Origin of the sequence: Campylobacter concisus, assembly GCF_002165815.1 — a bacterium.
GTDB classification, from domain to species: Bacteria; Campylobacterota; Campylobacteria; order Campylobacterales; family Campylobacteraceae; genus Campylobacter_A; species Campylobacter_A concisus_BH.
On record NZ_NDYN01000008.1, the window covers coordinates 16,205 to 33,954 of the forward strand.

Consider the following 17,750-nt stretch of genomic DNA (forward strand, 5'->3'; position numbering starts at 1 on the left):
AATCACGAAAATTTTTAAAGGAGAAGTATGAAAAATTTACTTGTAAAATCAAGCTTGGTTTTAGCTTTAGTTAGTTCAGCAGCGCTTGCACAGGGCGCATTTGTCGGTGGCGAGGGCGATTATTCGTTCAACTCAAAGATCAAAACTAAAAATATCGCAAAAAGCGAAAAAAATAACTTCAACAAAGGTCACTACGGACTTGGCTTTTATGGCGGTTATGATTTTGACAGCTATAGAGCGTATGGTGGCTACTACTACGACTTTAAAGCTAGAAAAAATGCTGGCGAAGCAGACGCAAAATGGAGCAAGCATAAGCTTATAGCAGGCGCTGACTACACTCCAAACATCACTGAAAACTTTAAAGCCGTACTTGGCGGTTACGCTGGTCTTGGTTATCTAAGTGTTAGACAAAGCTTTGAAAACGAAACTAGCAAGAAAAATTTCAAAGGTTTGTTGATTGGTGCAAAAGCTGGCGGTATCTACTCATTTGACGCTCACAACGCACTTGAGTTTGGTCTAAAAGCTGATAAGACATTTTATAAGAAAAATAGCGGCGCTCAGCTAAGAGATACAAGTGTGGGAATTTACACAGGCTACACTTATAAATTCTAATAAATTCTAATTCAAGGCAAGGCTTAGGCTTTGCCATCTTTTACTCACGTAGATGATTTGTTAAAATTTTAACCTATCCAAGCAACCTTTAAGCGGGGGGGGGGGTAGAATGATTTCTACTTTAAAAAAAAGGAAAAAAATGAAAACAAAATCACTCTATCTTATTATGGTATCTGCTATTTTTAGTGGTTGCACTCTCCCGGATCTGCCTAGCCTACAAACACCAACAAATGGCAGTCAAGGCGCAACAATAATCACTCCGTCCGTTCAAGATAATGTATCTAAGGCTAAAGTTGCAAGGGAGTATCAAGCAAAATTTGATAGTGCAAAGCCTAGGATGCAGGAATTTTTAGCAAATATGGCATGCTATAAGGCTAATAAAAATGATAAATTCATGGAAGGTGGCACAAGGGCACCTGCGCTAAGAAAAGATGAAAGTCTTTTAAGAACTTTTAAATATACATATGCTGATTGTGTCAATATTTTACGTATAGAAAATATTAAATTTATCGCCAAAAACGCATTTAGTTTTGATGTGACATTTATTACTCCAGATAGCGAAGAAGTAGCAAAATTTGATGATATTATATTTACGCAGCACCCTAGCGGTGAGTGGCTGGTTAGGTGGTAGTTGTAGAGGTAAAGCCTCTACTCTCTGCCCTCAAGAAGTGGCACAAAAAGACACTCGTCTAAGTACTCTTTTTCTAAATTTCCACTCTCATCTTTTCTAAATTTAGCGATAAACTGCTTGCCATCTTTTTTCATCGGAGCGACCAAAATGCCGCCATTTTTTAGTTGAGCGAATAAATTTGGCGAGATCTCATCGGCAGCAGCCGAGAGTAAAATCCTATCAAACGGCGCGTAGCTTCGCCAGCCGTTGTTGCCATCATCATATCTTACGTGTACGTTTTTGATCTTTAGTGCCTCGAAGCGTTTTTTTGCCTCCATGGCTAGCTTTTCTATGCGCTCGACGCTAAAAATTCTATGCGCGAGCTTGCTTAGTATCGCTGCTTGATAGCCACTGCCACAGCCTATTTCTAGGATGTTATCCACGTTTTCGCACTCTAGCGCCATCGTCATCTTTGCCACAGTTAGCGGCGAGCTGATCCATTGGTTGCCTAGTATCGGCTGTGCGTCAAGCTTGTAAGCATGCGCAGGGATGGGCACGAAAATTTCACGCTCAGTCGTTGATATCGCGTCAAACAAAAGCGGACTTAGCGTGATCTCATCGGCTATGTCGCTAGCTAAATTTTGGCATTTTATCGCTTCTAATGGGGTCAAAATTTCTATCCTAAACAAATTTTAAATCGTTATTATACGATTTAAAGCTTATCTTAAAATTTATAAAAGCCCTAAATTTTTCTTTATCTGCGTGATCAAATTTGCGTCAAAAACTGCGCTTGCTTTTAGCGTGCCATCTGGCAAAAAGACCCCAGCGAGCTCAAGATCTAGCGAGCTTGAGATCATGACGTAGCAGTTATTTGCGATCGCAAGTGCCTTGCAAAGGCTAAGGTAGGCCTCTTTTCTAGCCTTGCCCCACATGGCTGGCACCATGATGATGTCACATCCTTTTAGCTTTGCCCAAAGCCTGCTATCACGCAGCTCAAAGCATATGAGCACGCCAAGTTTTAGCCCTCTAAAATCAAAAGCATTTATATCGCTCACTTCGCCAGCAGCAAATATCTCGTGCTCTAAATTTGGCCTAAAAAGCTCAGCCTTAAACTGCGAATGAAAGACGTTGTTTGAGTTAAGAAGTAAAAATTCGTTATAAATTTTTGGTTGGTGCGGATTTAGATTTGAAATTTGAGCGAGCCCTGCGCTTTTGTTTAGGCTGCTAAGGTGCGTAAAACCAAGAAATTTATCTGGGCTAAGCGCTTCTTGCAAGCGCTCAAGCAGCATCGCATCAAAGCTGCCTATCATGCCACCAAGCATCGCTTTATTTGCCCCAGCAAAAAAGCCGTCGAAATCATAGCCGCTTATGCAAAGCTCGCTTGCAAGCAGGAGAGAGTTTTCAGGTGCAGCCTCAACTAAATTTGCAAGCTCTTCTAGCCGATCTGTTGCATTTTTTGCCTTTAAAGTTAGGCTTATTAGGTTTAAATTTTCGCTCATTTATTTCCCAAATACAAATGTAGTTTGCTTTGGCGCATGACAATTTTCTGGAATTCTAAAATCCATATCCGTTCCACCGATATCAGGCGTTGGCTTTAGCAAAACAGTTATGGCTGTGATCTTGTCATCACGCCCTGAGAGCGGGTCGTTAAAGACCCAAACTTCATAAGAAAACGAGGTTTTATCGTCAAAATATACCATCCTAGTCTCTTTTAGGTCGCTATATTTGAAGTTGCATGTTTTGTTTATCTCTTTAAAAACATCAACAACAAGCGCAGAGCCAATAGGCGCTAGACTTGGCCAAACATCGCCAGCTGGCATGCTTTGGTAGGTGACGCTATCTTTAGTTTCGTTTGTTTTTGCAAGTATGTAAGGGTTAAAACTATTTAGCAAATCCTTATTTGCTATGCTGATGGCTCTTTCATTACTACTGCTCGCACACCCCACAAAAAGCACGCAGGCAAGGGCTAAGATGCCATTTTTAAAAGTCATCAAAGCTGATACTTCCCTTGCTGTAGTTTGTCACCTTTGCTTCAAAGAAATTTGACTTTTGGTCGTTAAATTTAGCAAAGTCATCGACCCATTTGATCGGGTGAGTGACGTTGTATTTGCGTTTTAGGCCGATCGCAACTAGGCGTTGGTCGATGAGATAGTGGATGTACTGCTCGATGATATCGTCGGTAAAGCCCATTATTTGGTTTTGGGTGATGTATTTGCCCCATTTGATCTCTAAATTTCCAGCTTTTTCAAACATATCATAAATTTTTGCCTCAGTTTCAGGTGTGAAAAGATCAGGCCTCTCTTTGCGGACTGAATTTATCATGTTTTGAAACAAGAGCAGGTGTGTGATCTCGTCGCGTTGGATGAAGCGTATCATCTGCGCTGAGCCTAGCATCTTGCCAGCGCGAGCTAGGGCGTAGATCGCTGTAAAGCCGCTGTAAAAGTAGATGCCCTCTAAAATTTGGTTCGCAACCATCGCTAGAAGTAGCTTCTCATCAGTCACTTCGCCTGCAAGCTCCTCATAGACGCTTGAGATGTAGTCGTTTTTCTCGCGTAAGACGTCGTCGTGCTTCTCCATCTCGTAGATGAGGTCGGTGTTGTCGCAGATCGCCTCGACCATGACAGCGTAAGACTTGCTGTGGTTTGCCTCTTCGTAGGCTTGGCGGCTTAACACGGCGTTGATCTCTGGTGCGGTGATGTAAGGGTTGATGTTGTCAGCTAGGTTGTTTGTCTGGAAGCTATCCATCGAGATGAGCTGGCTCCAGACGAGGTCATACATGCGTTTTTCAGCCTCTGTGAGGTTGTAGGCGTAGTCGCGCACGTCGTCGGTGGTATCGACCTCTTTTGGAAACCATGTGTTTGCCTCCATGAGGTCCCAAAGCTTTAACGCCCACTCGTATTTTGCCTTGGTGAAATTTAAAATGCCGTGTGGGTTGCCGTTAAAGACTCTTCTGTCGGTCAAATTTTCATTTGAACTTGGGTTGTAGATGCGTTTTCTGTTCATAAATTTCTCTCTTGTTTGTGGTAAAAATTTCTTAAAATCTTACCCAAAGCAAGGTAAAAATTTACTTTTATTTATATGGCTTTGCTCCTTTTTATGGTCATCAAAAAGCCAGTTATTATTAGCAAAACGGCGATCACGCAAGAGATGGCAAAGACGATCTGGCCAACCTCGCCAAACATCTCTCCAGTGTGCAAGCTAAGCACTTTTCGGCCAGCCTTTTTTGCCTCTGGGATGCTATCAGCCTTGCTAACAAGCTTGTTTTCTTTGATCTTGCCAGTGCTCGCGTCAAGCTTTAGTTTGCCCACTTGGCTCTCGCTAGTTTCGTAGTTTATCGTGTAGGTGCTTTGGTTGTTTTCAGGCACGTTTATCGTGAGTGATTTTAGCTCTAGTGTGACATTGTCTTTAAAAATTTGCTCCGCAGTCTCGATCTCTTTAAATTTATCATCGCTTATTGGGATTAAATTTCTTTGAGGCATTGCCCTTTGCGCCTGGCTTGGTTTTAGCTCGAAAAATACGCTATTTACGCTATTTCTGACCCAGCCATAAGACCAGTAAAGGCCAGTTAGTGACATCACGACAAGTAGGATCGCCACGTAGGTGCCAAGGCTCGTGTGGAGGTTGTAAAAGCAGGCGTAGCCCTTTGCGTTTGTTTTGATCTTTAGCGAATTTAGTAAATTTCGCTTGATCACTGGTGCGTAGAGGATGAGGCCGCTGATGGCAAGAAGCGCCATGATGATCGAGCTAATGGCGACTATTTGCTTGCCGATGTTGGCTGGGACTTTGCTATCAAGCAGGGCAAGGCCTAAATTTCTATGTAGGCTTAGTATTATCATGCGAGTTTTCTCGCCCCAGTCCTCGCTGATCACCTCGCCGCTACGTGGATCGATGAAAAAATTTAAGAGCTTTTTATCTTTAGTGACGCTGATGCTGTAAGCTTTGTTCTCGCCGCTGATTTGCACGTTTTCAAGCGTGTCAAATTTGATCTCACTTTTTGCTTTGGCGAGGATCTCGCTTAAGCTTAAATTTGGCTTTTCGCTAGGTGCTAAATTTATATATTTTTCATTTATCGCAGACTTGATCTCCTCTCTATAAGAGGCAAATGGCGCTGCAAGTGTCATGATAAGTAGCGGTATAGTCGCGATCAGACCGATTATTAGGTGGATGTTGAAAATGATTTTGTTGCGCTTGAAAAACATATATCTCCTTTTAATTTTAATAACGAATATTAATTTATTTTTTGTTAAGTAGAGATAAAATTTAGAAGATTATTTTTTAGTTATCAAGAAGTGATTTTGGATTTTGTGGCTGGCAAAAGTAGCTCAAATGTTGAAATAGCTGCATTTAGATCTTTTTTATCTAAAAATTTAAACGGCCTTAGTAGGTAGAAAAGTGGCTTAAATTTCACTATTAATCGCAAAGAGTACTCGTAAATTTCGCTACCATTAGCTTTGATGTACTCATCAATCGCCTCCTTTACAAGCTCGTTTGAAATTTTTTGTCGGTAGAGCTCGTGGATGAAAACTAGCAGATCACGACACTTTCTAAGCTCTAGATCATCGCTAAAAAATTTTGACTCAAAATCAAGAAATTTTATCTCGTCATTTTTTATGGCGATATCCCTAAGTGCTGGGCGTCCGTGTGCGAAATTTAGCGCGTGAAGTCCAGCTAATGCGTGGGCTGCTTTTAGTAAAATTTCATGCCTAAAATTTTCGTCGGTGCTATATTTAAATAGCCTAGCAACTGGCTCGCCAACATCTTCTATAACGAAAAATTCATCACTTTTTAGCACGAGTTTTGGAGCAGGGGCATTTACCTCGTTTAAAATTTCAAGCTTTTTTATCTCAGCGGCAAATGACTTATAAGGGTTTGGTTTAAAAATTTTAGTTAAGAAGCCGCCTTCAATGCTCTTTTCAATGCGCTTTAACCAAAATTTTTGCCCATCAAATTCAAAGCTAAATACACGCTCATCGTGGTGATTTTTTAAAATTTTATTTACATATTGTTTTAAATTTTGCATATTGTAAATGTAGCGAAAGAATTCTAAATTTTTACATATATTTGACTTAAAATTTCATGAAAAACGTGAAAATATTTGTTAGCAAAAAAAAGAGAGTAAAATCATGGTGGAGTTAAGCGAAAAATGATTTTAGCTCTAAAGTCCGTTATTATCGTATTTTTAGAAAATTAAAAGCAATAATTTTTACACTCAAACTTACATTCGAGCTTTTAAGGTTCAAGTGATTAAATTTTTGGTTATGAAAAGTTTAGTTTTCAATACAAAATAATTGTAAGTGCCTAAAATATGGGATTGTGAAGTTGTAAAGTTAAATGATTTAAGTTTCGGGCGCTTAAAGCAGTCGTTTTGGCTTAAGAAAAATTAGTTTTCATCTCTTTTTTGCTCGAAAACTTAATTAAGGTTATTTTGTGAAACATTACCGCCTTATTACGTTTCACGCTTCCCACTCGTTAGCCTTGTAAATGCCTAGCATATAAATAACCTCATCATCTATCAAGTAAGGTATCACATAACCTTTAAAAATCAAATCTCTTATGCTCTCATCGTTAAAATTAATAGACTTACGACAAATAAAAGGCGTCTGTGCTGTGCGTTCTATCTTTGCGATAAGTTCGTTTCTAAACTCTCGCGCCCTGCTTAGGCTATCTTTAGCTATGAAGTCAAACACTGCTTTTAATTCGAGGTTAAAGCGTGCTGTGCGTCTAATTACCATTTTTCCATCTCGGCTTTTAACGTCTCTAACGGATAGGTTTCAAGCTCTCCACGTCTGATAGCTTCAATATCCGCTTCGTAATCGGCTATCCTTTGCTTCATCGTCTTGCCATCGTCGTAAATCGGATAATCCTCATCGATAATTAGCTTTTGATTAGTCGTATTAGCTAGAGCCTTGCTTATTGCTACTATTTGGCTTATTAATGCTTCGTCTGCTTGTATGGTTAATGTTTGCATTTGTAACCCTTTCTTTTGATTATTTTAGCTTGTATTGTTAAAAGGTGGCTTACGTTCTATTTTGGTATTCACTTTTATTCACTAACTACCCACTTTATACGCTTATTGCGTGCTTGCTAGTATTCGCATAGTATTCACTTAGGCGCTCATTTCTATTTCTGATTTTTGAGTTTATCCCGATAAAAGCGTTATTTTGGCTTCAGCTGAGCGCTCATTTTTGTTCCCATTCTTTTAGTGGTAACTTTTCGCTTTTAGCCTTGTTTTTATCGTTGTTTGTATGGTAACTTTTCGCACTTACTATTTAAAACCTCTCTTGCTCCGGTTCTTGCCTTTGCGAAAGCTTTCGCCGTTTCTTTGCTGTTTTATGCTTTAGTATTTAAATAAATAGCCGTTTCTTTACATCGCATTTTTTACATATCGTTTTACGCTCGCCTTTGCTCTATCTGGCTTCATTCTATTTTGCATAATCCACTTGTAAGCCTCTAGTGGCAAAGCGTAAATTTTGGCTAACTCTTTATCGTATTTACTCACTTTCATAACTCGTAAATTGTTAATAATAGTTTCGTCCGTGTAAGGGCTGTTAAATACTTTTAGAATTAAAAAAGCTATTTCGGTTAAATAATAATCGTCTGTTCGCTTCTCCCAGTCTGGGTAAAACTTATCAAGGATTTTAAAAAAGGTTTCAAGTGTATTAAGCTCTTTTGGTAGCATTGATTTAGCCTTTTTGATTTTTTAGTATTTTATGAAAAAGGCTGTTTACGCTCTCGTGGAGTGATGAGGTTAGGGGCTAGCCTCGCCCCACTTAGATTAACTTGCTCGCATATCGTTTTGTAAGCTCGCACCTTTTAAGGGCTTGTGCCATTTAAAAATCCCTTTGGCTTTTAAGGGATTATTTTTGTTAAAGTCCTCTTTGTTTTTATCACCAGGGCTTAGGCGGTCAAGCTGTCTTTTCAAGTGCTTTACTTGTGCTTCTGCGTGCCTTAGCTCGTTAATGTAATAATCTACAAATAGCCACGCCTTAGCACCTGCTTGATAAATGGCTTCATCTCTGCTAACGTCCTGGCTTTGCTCTAGTTTGCTTATTAGCTCATCAAAGCTTCGAGCCTTTTCAAGCTCGTATAACTTTGCGTATCTCTTAGCTGTCATTTTCTTTGCTCCTTAGTCACTTTCGTGTCTTTTATTGCATAATCATCAAGCGTTGAGGCAATATCGAGCAAAATGCCACTTAGTAGATAAGTAGCGTTTAATCTCTCTTTATCGTCTATGCTCTCGTGTTTATTTGCTAGTGCTAGCATTAGCGTTGATACTTGTCCTAATACGCAAGTTATTTCAACGCCTAACTCAAAATTCTTATTGATTTCATTAAAAACTAACTTCATTTTTCTTGCTCCTTTAGTGATAATTTGCTTTTTAGCTCCGCGTTTTCTTTTTGTAGCTCGTCTATCTCATCGCACAAGGCTACGTAATTACTAGCCAGCTTTTCAAATTTTCGGTTTCTTTGTTCTATCTCGGCTTTTAATTACTCGTTTTGCTCCTCTAGCTCGACATTTTGCGCGTGAAACTTACCGTTGTGTGTTAAAACTCTAGCATTTTCGCTTCTTAGCGCATGGCTCTCATAAAATAGCGAGTATGCCACATCATAAAGCGTTTGTTCGTCTGCCTCTGTGTTACCGTTGTTATGCTCGATAACAAACTCATGAAACCTTTTAAACATTGGTCTGTCTGAATTGGTTGGGATTAACATTTTTTTGCTCCTTTAAAATATGCATTAGCATTAAAATAATTTATAAATTATATGCTTATGCACTTTAAAATAAACTTAATAAAATATACATAAGCATTTTTTAATAAGTTGTTTAATATGCTAACGCATATTTTTTTAAAGGGTTAAAAATGGATAGAGATGAATTTAACGAGCTTATGAAACGTGCAGGGCTTAATAAAAAACAATTAGCTGAAATTTTAGAAACAAGCTATCAGGGCGTAAATAGTTGGGGGACTAATGGGCGAGGTTATCCGTATTGGGTAAAAAGCTGGCTTGAAAACTACATTAAGTCGCTTGATATGGATAAAATCGTTGAGGTGGTTAAGCCCTACACTGAAAGCAAAGAGGATTAACATTATTTGTAACGAGCGACTTTTTTCGTCCGTTACAAGTAACGTTACACGTGTCACCCCCCCCCTAGGGTGTCAGCTGTGACATCACTTAAAAGCTACCTAAATTTAACTTACCCAGCTCAAAGCTACCGGTATTTAATTCCCCTAGCCCTTTTAAAAAAGCTGTATGAATTTAATTCACCTAGCTCAAAATTACGCCTAGAATAGGGCTTTTACGCTCTTTCTAGTTTTGCCACTTTGGTTTAGCTTGCTCGTTTTTTTAACCGCCGACCCCTGATTTTTTTTAACCGCGACCGCGATTATTTTTAGCCCTCTTGATAATTAATTTTTTCATTTAAGGATAAGGGGAGATTTTTTGTAACAGAAAGGTCATTGTAGGGTAGTTTTACTGGGGCACACTATACGTTCGTTTTCTTAAATCGTGATTTTCGCTCGTGCGTGGCTTACGTGCAAAGCTCTAGCCCCTCGGTGTTGGCTTTGATTTTTGATTTTAAAAGATAGACAAAAAACGCTAAAAATATGGCAAGCGGTGGCAATCTCTGCAACTACCTTTTTTATGAAAACTTAAGCAAGCAAAAAAAGGGCTGTTTTGGCTTAAGGTTAAAAGCCGTTTTCATTTTTTTGTAAAATCCATTTTTATTGTTAGGGTTTTCCCTTTTTTTGTGGATAACCTGCTCCCGTTTTTTTATGGAGGCGGATATAATCCACCCCTTTGGCTGTCATCGTTTCATTTTTTTGTAAAGCTATGAGGTAGATTAAATCTAGGTCATCTTTTAAAGCTGGCTACGTTTAACGTATGGAGCTTTTACGTTTCACTTGCAAGGCTCAAGCTTTGATAATAGGGTTGTTTGGGTTTCATTGTTAGAGCTGGTTAGACGGATAGCCTATTTTTAGGGGTCGGCCGTGTCCTTAATTTTAAGGAGACGGACAAAGCTCATATTTAAGGGGCTTCGTTACGTAAGCCAAAAATTAGGCTAACGCATAAAATTAGGGCTTCACTCACCCAAAAATTAGGGGCAGTGAATTTATATTGCGTTGAGGTAACGAGCCAAAATCTCGGCTGGTTATGCTCTTAGCTCTCTTTTGTTCTCTTTTGACTTGTAAGGCTTGATTGTGCCTTGCTCTTTAGTAGTCTTATCCAGTATGGATTTAAACTTATCTAGGGCGTAAGGGAGTTGTAAATTTAGCCTTTGCTTGAGTTGCAAGGGGTTATCTTTGCTTTTAGGATTTATGCTTACTACGGCTTCAGCTCGGTAGATAGGCAAGTTTAAATTATTCTTTTTTGCCTTGTCATAAAAATACACTCTAGTTAATACATCGTTATTTTTTAGATACTTGGTATTTTCAAAGCTAATAACCTCATCGCAAAAAGGGTCAAGGTTAAAGGGGCTATCCTTATCAAAACATAGGTCGAGAGATGAAACGTTATTTATTACGCCTAGAAGTTCCGCTATTAAGTTTTTTGGTGGTGGTGTCTTGTTATACTGCCTAAGTCCATAAACTTCAAATAATGCCTTTTGTGGCTCATTGCCTGCGTTTTTTAATGTAGCGTAGAAAATAGGCAAGTCACTAAGCATATAAATATTAACTATCTCATAATCTCGAAACTCGTAACGGCGTTCTATCTTAACGGCTTTTGCTGTCTGCTTATCCAGCTTTAGCCATTTTTTGCCATATTTTCGAGCGACTGACTTTAAAAGGTCGATTTTTTTATGGGTCTTTTGAATAATAGCTTTTTTGAAAAATGTAGCCCTTATCGTGTCTATATGAATTCCGCTCTCGGCTGGGTTGATAATACTCTCAACTTCTGCTAAAATATCCACGTTCGTAACCTTGTTAAGGGTGGCGTCTGCTCCACCCTTTTTTTACTCAGCTATTTATTTTTAATCTCATTAGGATTTTGGATATTTTCTTTTTTGCTCGGCTCTAAATAGAGCTTTGCTTTTTCTCTAGCTTCTGGCGTGTCTTTTATCCACCACTCTTTAAAATTTGCTCGCCCTTTGACGTGCATTGTTTCGGCTTCTAATATCCCCTCTTTGAAAAGCTCGCCTAAGTAGTGATTTGCGTTGCTTATATGTAAGCAATTAGCACCCGTAACCCTGCCATATTTAATCATTAGTCGTAATATCGTTGCTTTGTGTTTGCTTGTTCTCATTGTTGTATCCTTGTTCTATTAGTTCTCTTACCTGCTTTCTTAGGTTTTTGTTGATGTAAAATAAATCGTAAGCCATATTTATTAACTCTTGTGGTGCTTCTTTCACACTCGAAACGCCATAAGTTCTTAAATGGCTAGTAAATTCTTTTATCTTTTTAGGCTCGATAGCGATTATCGCTCCGCCTTTGCCTGCTGTTGTTATTTCTAACCTCATCTTATTATCCTTTCTTGCGTTGAGGTGCATTACTCGACGGCTTAGATTTTAGCCGTCGGATTTTGTCCTCTAGTTCGTTAATCTCTCTTGCTAGTTGTAGCGATGTATCGTAAAAGCTAAGGGCTATGTCTAGGGCTTCATCCGTTTGTTTGCTAGTTTCGCCCTCTTTTATGGCTTTAAGCAGGCTAGGGTTACGCTCTTTTACTATTAGCATAAAGCCTAAATAAAAATCCTCCTCGCTTAGCTTGTCATATCTTGGTTTTAGGGGCTTCATCTTTCGCCCCCTTGCTCTGGTGTCGCTCCGCCTTGCTTTTTATACATAAAGGCTTCGAGGTCATCACGTTTAAAGCGGATAGTTTGATTTGTGTAGATGATAGGTTTTGGGAAGTCGTCCATTTTTTGATAACGATAAAGAGTTGATAAGCCTATGCCTAGAAACTCCGCCGCCTCTTTTTTGTTGAATAAGTGTTGTGTTGGTGTCATTTTTTATCCTTTATCTTGATTTACAAAAGCCAACGTTAAAAACTTGCAAGTATTGTTAGTTTGCTTTGGTTTGATGTGAGAATATTAATAAATAAAAATGTTAATAGCTAGTGTAAAAGTAGCGTTAAAATCGATGCTAGAAAAATAAAAGATGTTTGTTTTTTAATGTAGGTTTTTAAAAAAATGCATTAGTTTTAATGTAAAAAATAAATTTCTTACATTGCTTTCGATGTAAGAAATTTTTAGAGGTGTTTTTTATGCTTTTAAATCGGATTTTGTCCGTATATTTGGCTTATTATTAAAAATGTTTCTTATGGTAACTCTTAATTGTGTTATTGCTTTGGCTAACTCTAGGGGGCTAATATTATTATTCTTTTTTCTTTCGTTTAGAAGTTCAAAAAAAGCTTTATCAAATTTTTTGTTTGCTATTGTAGGCGTAATATTTTCATCTTTTTCATAACAATCAATTTTTAAGTAAAGTGCGTATATTAAATCATCTATTTTTTGGCACGTTTCTTTATCGTTAGGAACGATAGCTTCTTGATATTCTTCGTCAATATCTTCACTCATAAAAAAATCCTCTTTTATGCCATATAATGTATTAATAGCTTTTTCAATTCTTTTAAGTAGGCGTTCATCTCTTGTTTGTTTGCGTTCTTTTTTCTTGGCTATGGCTTCTAAATCTTGAATGTATTTATTTATGGTAAATTTGGCGGAATAATCTACGTAAGAATTGCCCTCAGTATTAAAATCTTTTAAAAAAATTAAACTTTCTTTTAACTCATAAATACTAGCCTCGCTTTGAAATTGTGGGTATTTATTTGCATATCGCGACAAAAAATTTAATAACTCATCTTTTAACATTATTTTATCCCTCTTCATTTCTAATAATTCATTTAAGTCAATTTTGTTCTCTGTCATTGTTCTTTTACTCTTTTATTAAACTATCTAAATAATCACTCCACCACTGCATAAGCTCCGCCCTCTCGTCCAGCCTTTGGCTTCGGTCATAAATAGCTTTTACACTGCTTCGCTCTTTATGGTCTAGGCAAAGCTCTATCACATCGCTACTAAAGCCGTGATTTTTGATATTTTCATTTAGTAGCGTGCTTGCTGTCGTGCGTAAGCCGTGAAATACCATCTCATCGCCAAAGCCTAACCGCTTGATTGCTTGGTTGAGTGTGCTATCGCTTAGCGGTCTTGTCGCACTTATACCACTAGAAAAGACAAAATCGCCCCTTTTATGCTCTAGCATTGTTTTTAAAAGCTTCTTGACCTGCTTACTCATTGGCATATAAAAAACTTCTCTTAACTTCATCGCCTCGGCTGGAAATGTGATTAAATTATTCTCAAAATCCACGTATTGCCATTTTAGTTCTCTCACGTTTGCACTACGCAAAAAGGTATGCACGCCAAATATTAATGCCTGCTGTGTGCAAAACGAGCCCTGATAGTCCTGCATTGCTCCTAATAGCTCTTTTAGCTTTTTAGGTTCTGTTATGGCTTTGAAGTGATTATTTGTTGAGGTTTTGAAAGCGTCGTTAAAAATAATATCTCGTGTTGGATTATGTTCGATGTAACCTTTATTTACTGCCAAATCTAAGATTTTACGGAGTAGCCTAAAAGTTCTTAATGATGTTTCATGTGTTATCCCCCCTTTTGCTTCTCGTGCTTGTATCTGCTCTATTGCGTGCGCGTAGTCCCTGCGTTTTAGCTCGGCTATGGCTTTATCGCCTAGATATGGGATTAGATTTTTTTCGATACGTCCGATTTGCTTATTAAAAGCGATTAGCCCTTTACTCTGCTCTTTGTCTATCCACTCATCGGCTACGTCTTTAAACGTGATAGCCTTTTGCTTGGCTGTGGCTGTCTGCAAGTCCTCGCCCCTGTCTCTTAGCCTCTCGAGCTCTAAGGCTTTCGCTCTTGCTTCTGCTAGCGTAATGCTTGGGTATTTGCCTAGCCTGATTTGTTTTGTTGTTCGCTTCTCGTCGCTCTCTTGATATTTGAAATAAAAAGTTTTGGTGGTTTCTTTTTGGGTCTTGTATGCAAGCACATATAAAAATTTCACTCCGTCATCTTTTACCCACTCACGATTTTTATTTTTGAGTGTAAATTTTTTTAGTGCCAAATCGTTTGTAAAGCTTGCCATTTCGTAACCCTTGTTTTTGAGTGTAAAAAGTTACTAAAAATATTTTTTTACACTCAGATACACACTCAAAAGAGTGGAATTGTTTGAAATGCAATGATAAGAAGTGAGAGCTTAAAAAGTGATAAAAGCCCTAAATTTAGGCTTTGAAAAGCTTTTTTTGGCAAGGTTTGAAAACCCTTGAAAACGTCACTTGGTGGAGTTAAGCGGGATCGAACCGCCGACCTCTTGAATGCCATTCAAGCGCTCTCCCAGCTGAGCTATAACCCCAAAAGATTTGGTATTTTATCTTTTTATGGCTTACATTTTTTTGAAAGTTGTTTTTATAAAATAAATTTTTAAGCAACTTTTGGGTAACATTGCAACCTTTAACGCGGGAATAGCTCAAGGGGTAGAGCACAACCTTGCCAAGGTTGGGGTCGCGAGTTCGAATCTCGTTTCCCGCTCCATTAAATTTGCCCGAGTGGCGGAATGGTAGACGCAAGGGACTTAAAATCCCTCGGTAGTTTTTACCGTACCGGTTCAAGTCCGGTCTCGGGCACCACCAAAATGGCGACATGGCCAAGTGGTAAGGCATGAGCCTGCAAAGCTTTGATCCCCGGTTCGAATCCGGGTGTCGCCTCCAACTTCAAAAATAACTACATAAAGGGATAACGATGAAAAAATTGCTTTTAATAGTATGCATGGCATTTTTTGCGGTAGGTTGTTCAAACACTTGGCACGGCGTAAAAGAAGATACGCATAATGCTAAAGAATGGACTAAAGAAAAGGTTAATAGCGGCGCTAGCTACGTCAAAGAAAAAACAGAATAATTCTTAGTGGTTATAGCAAATTTTAAGCAAAGTTGGCTATAATCACAAATCTTTAATTCGGGAGATGGCTGAGCGGTCGAAAGCGGCGGTCTTGAAAACCGTTGAGGTGTGAAAGCCTCCTGGGGTTCGAATCCCTATCTCCCGGCCACTTCAAATTTAAAATCACTTTTTAATTTTTCAGTCATTTTTATTTTTAATTTTTAGAATTTGGGCTCAACATAACTTAATATAAACATGATCCGTGTTAAATTGTGGCAAAAACTGTGTTCTTGGAAAAGCTAAAAATAGCAGAATTTTAATCTCAAAAAGTGTGAGAACAAAGTAAATTTAACGTTTAGATGAAAACATACAAAAGTTACCTTGATACTAAAGAGCAAAAGGCAATAAATGTGCCTTGCCAGATGGCGAAACAAGTGTTGTTTTAAGTAATAGCAAGGTCGCTGTAAATGCCATAAAAGAGAGCGTCTTGCCAGAGGATAAAAACGTAGAGGTTTTGACTATACAGTCCATCAAAGGCCTTGAAGCGCAAAATGTCATCATCCACAACTTTTTGCCGTTTTTGCAGACCATATATAAAAATGAAAGGGAGCTTTTTTATAGAAAAATTTATGTCTTGCTAACTAGAAGCCGTGAAAATTTATACATCTCGCTGCCTAAAAATTTGGATGAAAATTTACCAGATGAGATAAAACAGGTGATAGAGATCATCAAAAAATACGCAAGCATCACGCAAGACCTGCCACCAAAAAATGAACAAATAAAAGAAAAATCAAGCCTAAAACTAGCCTCTATAAGGCTAGTTTTAAGAGATGCAAAAGAGGTTGGCGAGCTAGTGGTGACGGGCAGTCAGCTCTTTGCCATCATAGCTGGGCTATTTGCATAGTAAATTTTAATGGCAGCCGCAGCCACAACCACATCCGCCGCTTTGTTTTATCGCGTCAAAAACTGCGTCGTAGTTTGGCTCCTGGGTCACTTCAGGGACGATTTGTTTGTGGATGATGACGCCATCTTTGATGACAAAGACCGCTCTTGCGAGCAAGCCTTTTAGCACCCCATCGCTCATCAGCATGCCGTAGTTTTGGGCAAATTCGCCGTATCTAAAGTCACTTCCCACACGCAGGTTTGCTATGCCCTCAGTCGTGCAAAATCTCCCCATCGCAAATGGCAAATCATTTGAGATGATGCTAAGTTTTACGCCGTGTTTTCCAGCTACTTTTTCATTAAATTTACGTGCTTCTGCCGCGCAAACGCCAGTATCAAGTGATGGTAAGCAGACAAGCACTTCTATGCCGTTATTTCCGCCCACGCTAAATTCGCTAAGATCTTGCGCTACGACTCTTGCCTCAGGCGCATAAGAGCCGACAAATAGCTCATTCCCGCTTAAATTTACCTCACTACCTTTAAATTTTGTAGTTGCCATGATTTCTCCTTATTTTTTAGCTTTTTTAAATGCTTGTTCAAGGTCGGCTATTAGATCATCGACGTTTTCGATGCCGATGGCTAGGCGAAGCAAATTTTGCTTTATGCCGATCTTATCTAGCAACTCTTTTGGATATGCCTCGTGCGTCATCGTAGCAGGCCTGCAGATAAGGCTCTCTACGCCACCAAGGCTCACTGCTAGATCAAAAATCTCTAGCGCTTTTACAAATTTATTTACATCATATTTTTCATCAAGCTCAAATGAGATAAGAGCGCCGATATCGCTTGCTTGAGCCGCTTGCATCTTTGCCTCTTGCTCGCTGTATGAGCCAGGGAAATGCACCACGCTAACGGCGTCATTATTCTCTAAAAATTTGATGATTTTATGGGTATTTTGCGTTTGTCTGTCAAACCTAACGCTAAGCGTTTTAAGCCCACGTATTAGGTAGTATGCGTCCATCGGGCTGATGATGCCACCAAGCGTGTTTTTGGCAAATTTGATCTTTTCAGCCAAAGCATCGTCGTTTAGCGTGACGATACCAGCGATCACGTCAGCATGTCCGCCGATATACTTTGTAGCGCTATATACCACGATGTCAGCTCCGTGCTCAAGCACTTTTTGATAGTAAGGCGTCAAAAATGTATTATCCACGATGACTAGAGCGCCTTTTTTGTGAGCGATCTTTGAAATTCTAGCGATATCAGTCACTCTTAAAAGAGGGTTTGAGGGAGTTTCGATGAAGATAGCTGCCACATCGTCGCTTATGTCATCTTCGCTTAAAAAATTTAGATCATCTATAAATTCGCTCTTTATGCCGTGGCTTTCAAAAACTGTCGTGACATATCTATATGTGCCGCCATAGACGTTGCTATTTAGCAGGACTTTTTGCCCTGTTTTTATAAGGCTAAGTGCAGCTGCTGTTGCTGCCATGCCTGAGCCAAAGCTAAATGCGTATTTGCTACCTTCAACTTTAGCAAAGATATCATCAAATGCCTTTTTTGTAGGGTTGTTGCCACGTGAGTAGGCAAATTCTTGAAAATTTTCAAGGTCATCTTGCACGAATGTGCTAGCTAAAAATACTGGCGGAACGACCGCTTTGTTTGGGTTGTTTTTAGCTTCGATGCCTTTTACGATTAGAGTGTCTAGTTTCATAAATTTCCTTTTTAAAAATTTACGAAATTTTACATGATAAAGATTAATTTTCCCCAAACC

At 38.9% G+C, this 17,750-nt stretch carries 26 protein-coding genes and 5 tRNA genes; 9 read left to right on the forward strand and 22 right to left on the reverse strand.

What is annotated here, in order from left to right; translation table 11 throughout:
* The first annotated feature begins 27 nt into the window (after window positions 1-27).
* Together B9N65_RS08575 and B9N65_RS08580 are read left to right on the forward strand one after the other, a co-directional pair.
* On the forward strand, window positions 28-612 hold the full coding sequence (locus B9N65_RS08575; RefSeq protein WP_087583591.1) for a hypothetical protein: 585 nt from the start codon (window positions 28-30) through the stop codon (window positions 610-612).
* 139 nt (window positions 613-751) lie between these two features.
* Entirely contained in the window at window positions 752-1,243 is a 492-nt protein-coding gene (locus B9N65_RS08580) for a hypothetical protein (protein ID WP_087583592.1), read from the forward strand.
* 17 nt (window positions 1,244-1,260) lie between these two features.
* On the opposite strand, the gene B9N65_RS08585 is transcribed toward B9N65_RS08580, so the two are convergent.
* From B9N65_RS08585 to B9N65_RS08640, 12 genes are all read right to left on the reverse strand, one after another.
* Entirely contained in the window at window positions 1,261-1,893 is a 633-nt protein-coding gene (locus tag B9N65_RS08585) for a protein-L-isoaspartate(D-aspartate) O-methyltransferase (RefSeq protein ID WP_087583593.1), read from the reverse strand.
* A gap of 60 nt (window positions 1,894-1,953) precedes the next feature.
* Window positions 1,954-2,721, reverse strand: a complete 768-nt coding sequence (locus B9N65_RS08590) for a carbon-nitrogen hydrolase family protein (RefSeq protein ID WP_087583594.1) — start codon at window positions 2,719-2,721, stop codon at window positions 1,954-1,956.
* A complete protein-coding gene (locus B9N65_RS08595) occupies window positions 2,722-3,213 on the reverse strand; it encodes a hypothetical protein (protein ID WP_087583595.1) in 492 nt (163 codons plus the stop codon). It lies immediately after the preceding gene.
* Window positions 3,203-4,225, reverse strand: a complete 1,023-nt coding sequence (locus B9N65_RS08600; protein ID WP_021092521.1) for a ribonucleotide-diphosphate reductase subunit beta — start codon at window positions 4,223-4,225, stop codon at window positions 3,203-3,205. The genes B9N65_RS08595 and B9N65_RS08600 overlap by 11 nt, the downstream gene beginning before the upstream one ends.
* Before the next feature lie 71 nt (window positions 4,226-4,296).
* Window positions 4,297-5,421, reverse strand: coding sequence for a PepSY-associated TM helix domain-containing protein (locus B9N65_RS08605; RefSeq protein WP_087583596.1), 1,125 nt, complete (start codon window positions 5,419-5,421; stop codon window positions 4,297-4,299).
* 83 nt (window positions 5,422-5,504) lie between these two features.
* Window positions 5,505-6,242, reverse strand: a complete 738-nt coding sequence (locus B9N65_RS08610) for a spore coat protein (protein WP_087583597.1) — start codon at window positions 6,240-6,242, stop codon at window positions 5,505-5,507.
* A 433-nt stretch (window positions 6,243-6,675) separates the two neighbouring features.
* Window positions 6,676-6,954, reverse strand: coding sequence for a type II toxin-antitoxin system RelE/ParE family toxin (locus tag B9N65_RS08615; protein ID WP_087583598.1), 279 nt, complete (start codon window positions 6,952-6,954; stop codon window positions 6,676-6,678).
* Window positions 6,948-7,190, reverse strand: a complete 243-nt coding sequence (locus B9N65_RS08620; RefSeq protein WP_087581185.1) for a hypothetical protein — start codon at window positions 7,188-7,190, stop codon at window positions 6,948-6,950. Before B9N65_RS08620 ends, B9N65_RS08615 begins: the two co-directional genes overlap by 7 nt.
* A 396-nt stretch (window positions 7,191-7,586) precedes the next feature.
* Window positions 7,587-7,901, reverse strand: a complete 315-nt coding sequence (locus B9N65_RS11320) for a hypothetical protein (protein ID WP_257640054.1) — start codon at window positions 7,899-7,901, stop codon at window positions 7,587-7,589.
* A gap of 96 nt (window positions 7,902-7,997) precedes the next feature.
* Entirely contained in the window at window positions 7,998-8,336 is a 339-nt protein-coding gene (locus B9N65_RS08630; protein WP_087583599.1) for a hypothetical protein, read from the reverse strand.
* Complete coding sequence (locus B9N65_RS08635; protein WP_087583600.1) at window positions 8,333-8,569, reverse strand: hypothetical protein; 237 nt, start codon at window positions 8,567-8,569, stop codon at window positions 8,333-8,335. Before B9N65_RS08635 ends, B9N65_RS08630 begins: the two co-directional genes overlap by 4 nt.
* Before the next feature lie 140 nt (window positions 8,570-8,709).
* Complete coding sequence (locus B9N65_RS08640; RefSeq protein WP_087583601.1) at window positions 8,710-8,934, reverse strand: hypothetical protein; 225 nt, start codon at window positions 8,932-8,934, stop codon at window positions 8,710-8,712.
* A gap of 149 nt (window positions 8,935-9,083) precedes the next feature.
* Between B9N65_RS08640 and B9N65_RS08645 the strand changes: the two genes are divergently transcribed.
* Window positions 9,084-9,308 (forward strand): acyl carrier protein, encoded by a 225-nt coding sequence (locus B9N65_RS08645; protein WP_087583602.1) that lies wholly within the window; start codon window positions 9,084-9,086, stop codon window positions 9,306-9,308.
* Between the two features lie 1,064 nt (window positions 9,309-10,372).
* Here the strand turns inward: B9N65_RS08645 and B9N65_RS08650 are convergent.
* The 8 genes from B9N65_RS08650 to B9N65_RS08685 form a co-directional block, all read right to left on the reverse strand.
* The gene (locus B9N65_RS08650; protein WP_087583603.1) at window positions 10,373-11,131 is read right to left on the reverse strand and encodes an aspartate carbamoyltransferase; all 759 of its coding nucleotides are present in this window, start codon (window positions 11,129-11,131) and stop codon (window positions 10,373-10,375) included.
* Window positions 11,132-11,181: 50 nt separating this feature from the next.
* Window positions 11,182-11,424, reverse strand: coding sequence for a hypothetical protein (locus B9N65_RS08655; RefSeq protein ID WP_087583604.1), 243 nt, complete (start codon window positions 11,422-11,424; stop codon window positions 11,182-11,184).
* Complete coding sequence (locus tag B9N65_RS08660; RefSeq protein WP_087583605.1) at window positions 11,417-11,677, reverse strand: hypothetical protein; 261 nt, start codon at window positions 11,675-11,677, stop codon at window positions 11,417-11,419. The genes B9N65_RS08655 and B9N65_RS08660 overlap by 8 nt, the downstream gene beginning before the upstream one ends.
* 4 nt (window positions 11,678-11,681) lie before the next feature.
* Window positions 11,682-11,951, reverse strand: coding sequence for a hypothetical protein (locus tag B9N65_RS08665; RefSeq protein ID WP_087583606.1), 270 nt, complete (start codon window positions 11,949-11,951; stop codon window positions 11,682-11,684).
* The gene (locus B9N65_RS08670; RefSeq protein ID WP_087583607.1) at window positions 11,948-12,160 is read right to left on the reverse strand and encodes a helix-turn-helix transcriptional regulator; all 213 of its coding nucleotides are present in this window, start codon (window positions 12,158-12,160) and stop codon (window positions 11,948-11,950) included. The genes B9N65_RS08665 and B9N65_RS08670 overlap by 4 nt, the downstream gene beginning before the upstream one ends.
* A gap of 255 nt (window positions 12,161-12,415) precedes the next feature.
* Window positions 12,416-13,081, reverse strand: coding sequence for a hypothetical protein (locus B9N65_RS08675; protein ID WP_141083846.1), 666 nt, complete (start codon window positions 13,079-13,081; stop codon window positions 12,416-12,418).
* A 7-nt stretch (window positions 13,082-13,088) separates the two neighbouring features.
* Entirely contained in the window at window positions 13,089-14,309 is a 1,221-nt protein-coding gene (locus B9N65_RS08680; protein ID WP_087583609.1) for a tyrosine-type recombinase/integrase, read from the reverse strand.
* Window positions 14,310-14,500: 191 nt separating this feature from the next.
* Window positions 14,501-14,576 (reverse strand) — tRNA-Ala (locus tag B9N65_RS08685).
* A 103-nt stretch (window positions 14,577-14,679) separates the two neighbouring features.
* Between B9N65_RS08685 and B9N65_RS08690 the strand changes: the two genes are divergently transcribed.
* The 6 genes from B9N65_RS08690 (at window position 14,680) to B9N65_RS08710 (ending at window position 16,001) form a co-directional block, all read left to right on the forward strand.
* Window positions 14,680-14,755 (forward strand) — tRNA-Gly (locus B9N65_RS08690).
* An 8-nt stretch (window positions 14,756-14,763) separates the two neighbouring features.
* Window positions 14,764-14,850 (forward strand) — tRNA-Leu (locus B9N65_RS08695).
* A gap of 7 nt (window positions 14,851-14,857) precedes the next feature.
* A tRNA-Cys gene (locus tag B9N65_RS08700) sits at window positions 14,858-14,931 on the forward strand.
* A 31-nt stretch (window positions 14,932-14,962) separates the two neighbouring features.
* Window positions 14,963-15,118, forward strand: a complete 156-nt coding sequence (locus B9N65_RS11040; RefSeq protein ID WP_009295236.1) for a hypothetical protein — start codon at window positions 14,963-14,965, stop codon at window positions 15,116-15,118.
* A gap of 58 nt (window positions 15,119-15,176) precedes the next feature.
* Window positions 15,177-15,266, forward strand: a tRNA-Ser gene (locus tag B9N65_RS08705).
* 246 nt (window positions 15,267-15,512) lie between these two features.
* On the forward strand, window positions 15,513-16,001 hold the full coding sequence (locus B9N65_RS08710) for an ATP-binding domain-containing protein (protein ID WP_087583610.1): 489 nt from the start codon (window positions 15,513-15,515) through the stop codon (window positions 15,999-16,001).
* 6 nt (window positions 16,002-16,007) lie between these two features.
* On the opposite strand, the gene tpx is transcribed toward B9N65_RS08710, so the two are convergent.
* On the reverse strand, window positions 16,008-16,538 hold the full coding sequence (tpx, locus tag B9N65_RS08715) for a thiol peroxidase (protein WP_087583611.1): 531 nt from the start codon (window positions 16,536-16,538) through the stop codon (window positions 16,008-16,010).
* Window positions 16,539-16,547: 9 nt separating this feature from the next.
* The gene (locus B9N65_RS08720; RefSeq protein ID WP_087583612.1) at window positions 16,548-17,690 is read right to left on the reverse strand and encodes a trans-sulfuration enzyme family protein; all 1,143 of its coding nucleotides are present in this window, start codon (window positions 17,688-17,690) and stop codon (window positions 16,548-16,550) included.
* Window positions 17,691-17,750: the final 60 nt, after the last annotated feature.

Bases quoted from the DNA above. Each gene is read 5' to 3' on its own strand.
- B9N65_RS08635 (WP_087583600.1), bottom strand. From the start codon at position 8,569: ATGAAGTTAGTTTTTAATGAAATCAATAAGAATTTTGAGTTAGGCGTT.
- B9N65_RS11040 (WP_009295236.1), top strand. From the start codon at position 14,963: ATGAAAAAATTGCTTTTAATAGTATGCATGGCATTTTTTGCGGTAGGT.
- B9N65_RS08600 (WP_021092521.1), bottom strand. From the start codon at position 4,225: ATGAACAGAAAACGCATCTACAACCCAAGTTCAAATGAAAATTTGACC.
- B9N65_RS08590 (WP_087583594.1), bottom strand. From the start codon at position 2,721: ATGAGCGAAAATTTAAACCTAATAAGCCTAACTTTAAAGGCAAAAAAT.
- B9N65_RS08680 (WP_087583609.1), bottom strand. From the start codon at position 14,309: ATGGCAAGCTTTACAAACGATTTGGCACTAAAAAAATTTACACTCAAA.
- B9N65_RS08620 (WP_087581185.1), bottom strand. From the start codon at position 7,190: ATGCAAACATTAACCATACAAGCAGACGAAGCATTAATAAGCCAAATA.
- B9N65_RS08675 (WP_141083846.1), bottom strand. From the start codon at position 13,081: ATGACAGAGAACAAAATTGACTTAAATGAATTATTAGAAATGAAGAGG.
- B9N65_RS08575 (WP_087583591.1), top strand. From the start codon at position 28: ATGAAAAATTTACTTGTAAAATCAAGCTTGGTTTTAGCTTTAGTTAGT.
- B9N65_RS08615 (WP_087583598.1), bottom strand. From the start codon at position 6,954: ATGGTAATTAGACGCACAGCACGCTTTAACCTCGAATTAAAAGCAGTG.
- B9N65_RS08610 (WP_087583597.1), bottom strand. From the start codon at position 6,242: ATGCAAAATTTAAAACAATATGTAAATAAAATTTTAAAAAATCACCAC.
- B9N65_RS08655 (WP_087583604.1), bottom strand. From the start codon at position 11,424: ATGATTAAATATGGCAGGGTTACGGGTGCTAATTGCTTACATATAAGC.
- B9N65_RS08605 (WP_087583596.1), bottom strand. From the start codon at position 5,421: ATGTTTTTCAAGCGCAACAAAATCATTTTCAACATCCACCTAATAATC.
- B9N65_RS08660 (WP_087583605.1), bottom strand. From the start codon at position 11,677: ATGAGGTTAGAAATAACAACAGCAGGCAAAGGCGGAGCGATAATCGCT.
- B9N65_RS08720 (WP_087583612.1), bottom strand. From the start codon at position 17,690: ATGAAACTAGACACTCTAATCGTAAAAGGCATCGAAGCTAAAAACAAC.
- B9N65_RS08640 (WP_087583601.1), bottom strand. From the start codon at position 8,934: ATGTTAATCCCAACCAATTCAGACAGACCAATGTTTAAAAGGTTTCAT.
- B9N65_RS08645 (WP_087583602.1), top strand. From the start codon at position 9,084: ATGGATAGAGATGAATTTAACGAGCTTATGAAACGTGCAGGGCTTAAT.
- B9N65_RS08580 (WP_087583592.1), top strand. From the start codon at position 752: ATGAAAACAAAATCACTCTATCTTATTATGGTATCTGCTATTTTTAGT.
- B9N65_RS08595 (WP_087583595.1), bottom strand. From the start codon at position 3,213: ATGACTTTTAAAAATGGCATCTTAGCCCTTGCCTGCGTGCTTTTTGTG.
- B9N65_RS08665 (WP_087583606.1), bottom strand. From the start codon at position 11,951: ATGAAGCCCCTAAAACCAAGATATGACAAGCTAAGCGAGGAGGATTTT.
- B9N65_RS08630 (WP_087583599.1), bottom strand. From the start codon at position 8,336: ATGACAGCTAAGAGATACGCAAAGTTATACGAGCTTGAAAAGGCTCGA.
- B9N65_RS08670 (WP_087583607.1), bottom strand. From the start codon at position 12,160: ATGACACCAACACAACACTTATTCAACAAAAAAGAGGCGGCGGAGTTT.
- B9N65_RS11320 (WP_257640054.1), bottom strand. From the start codon at position 7,901: ATGCTACCAAAAGAGCTTAATACACTTGAAACCTTTTTTAAAATCCTT.
- tpx (WP_087583611.1), bottom strand. From the start codon at position 16,538: ATGGCAACTACAAAATTTAAAGGTAGTGAGGTAAATTTAAGCGGGAAT.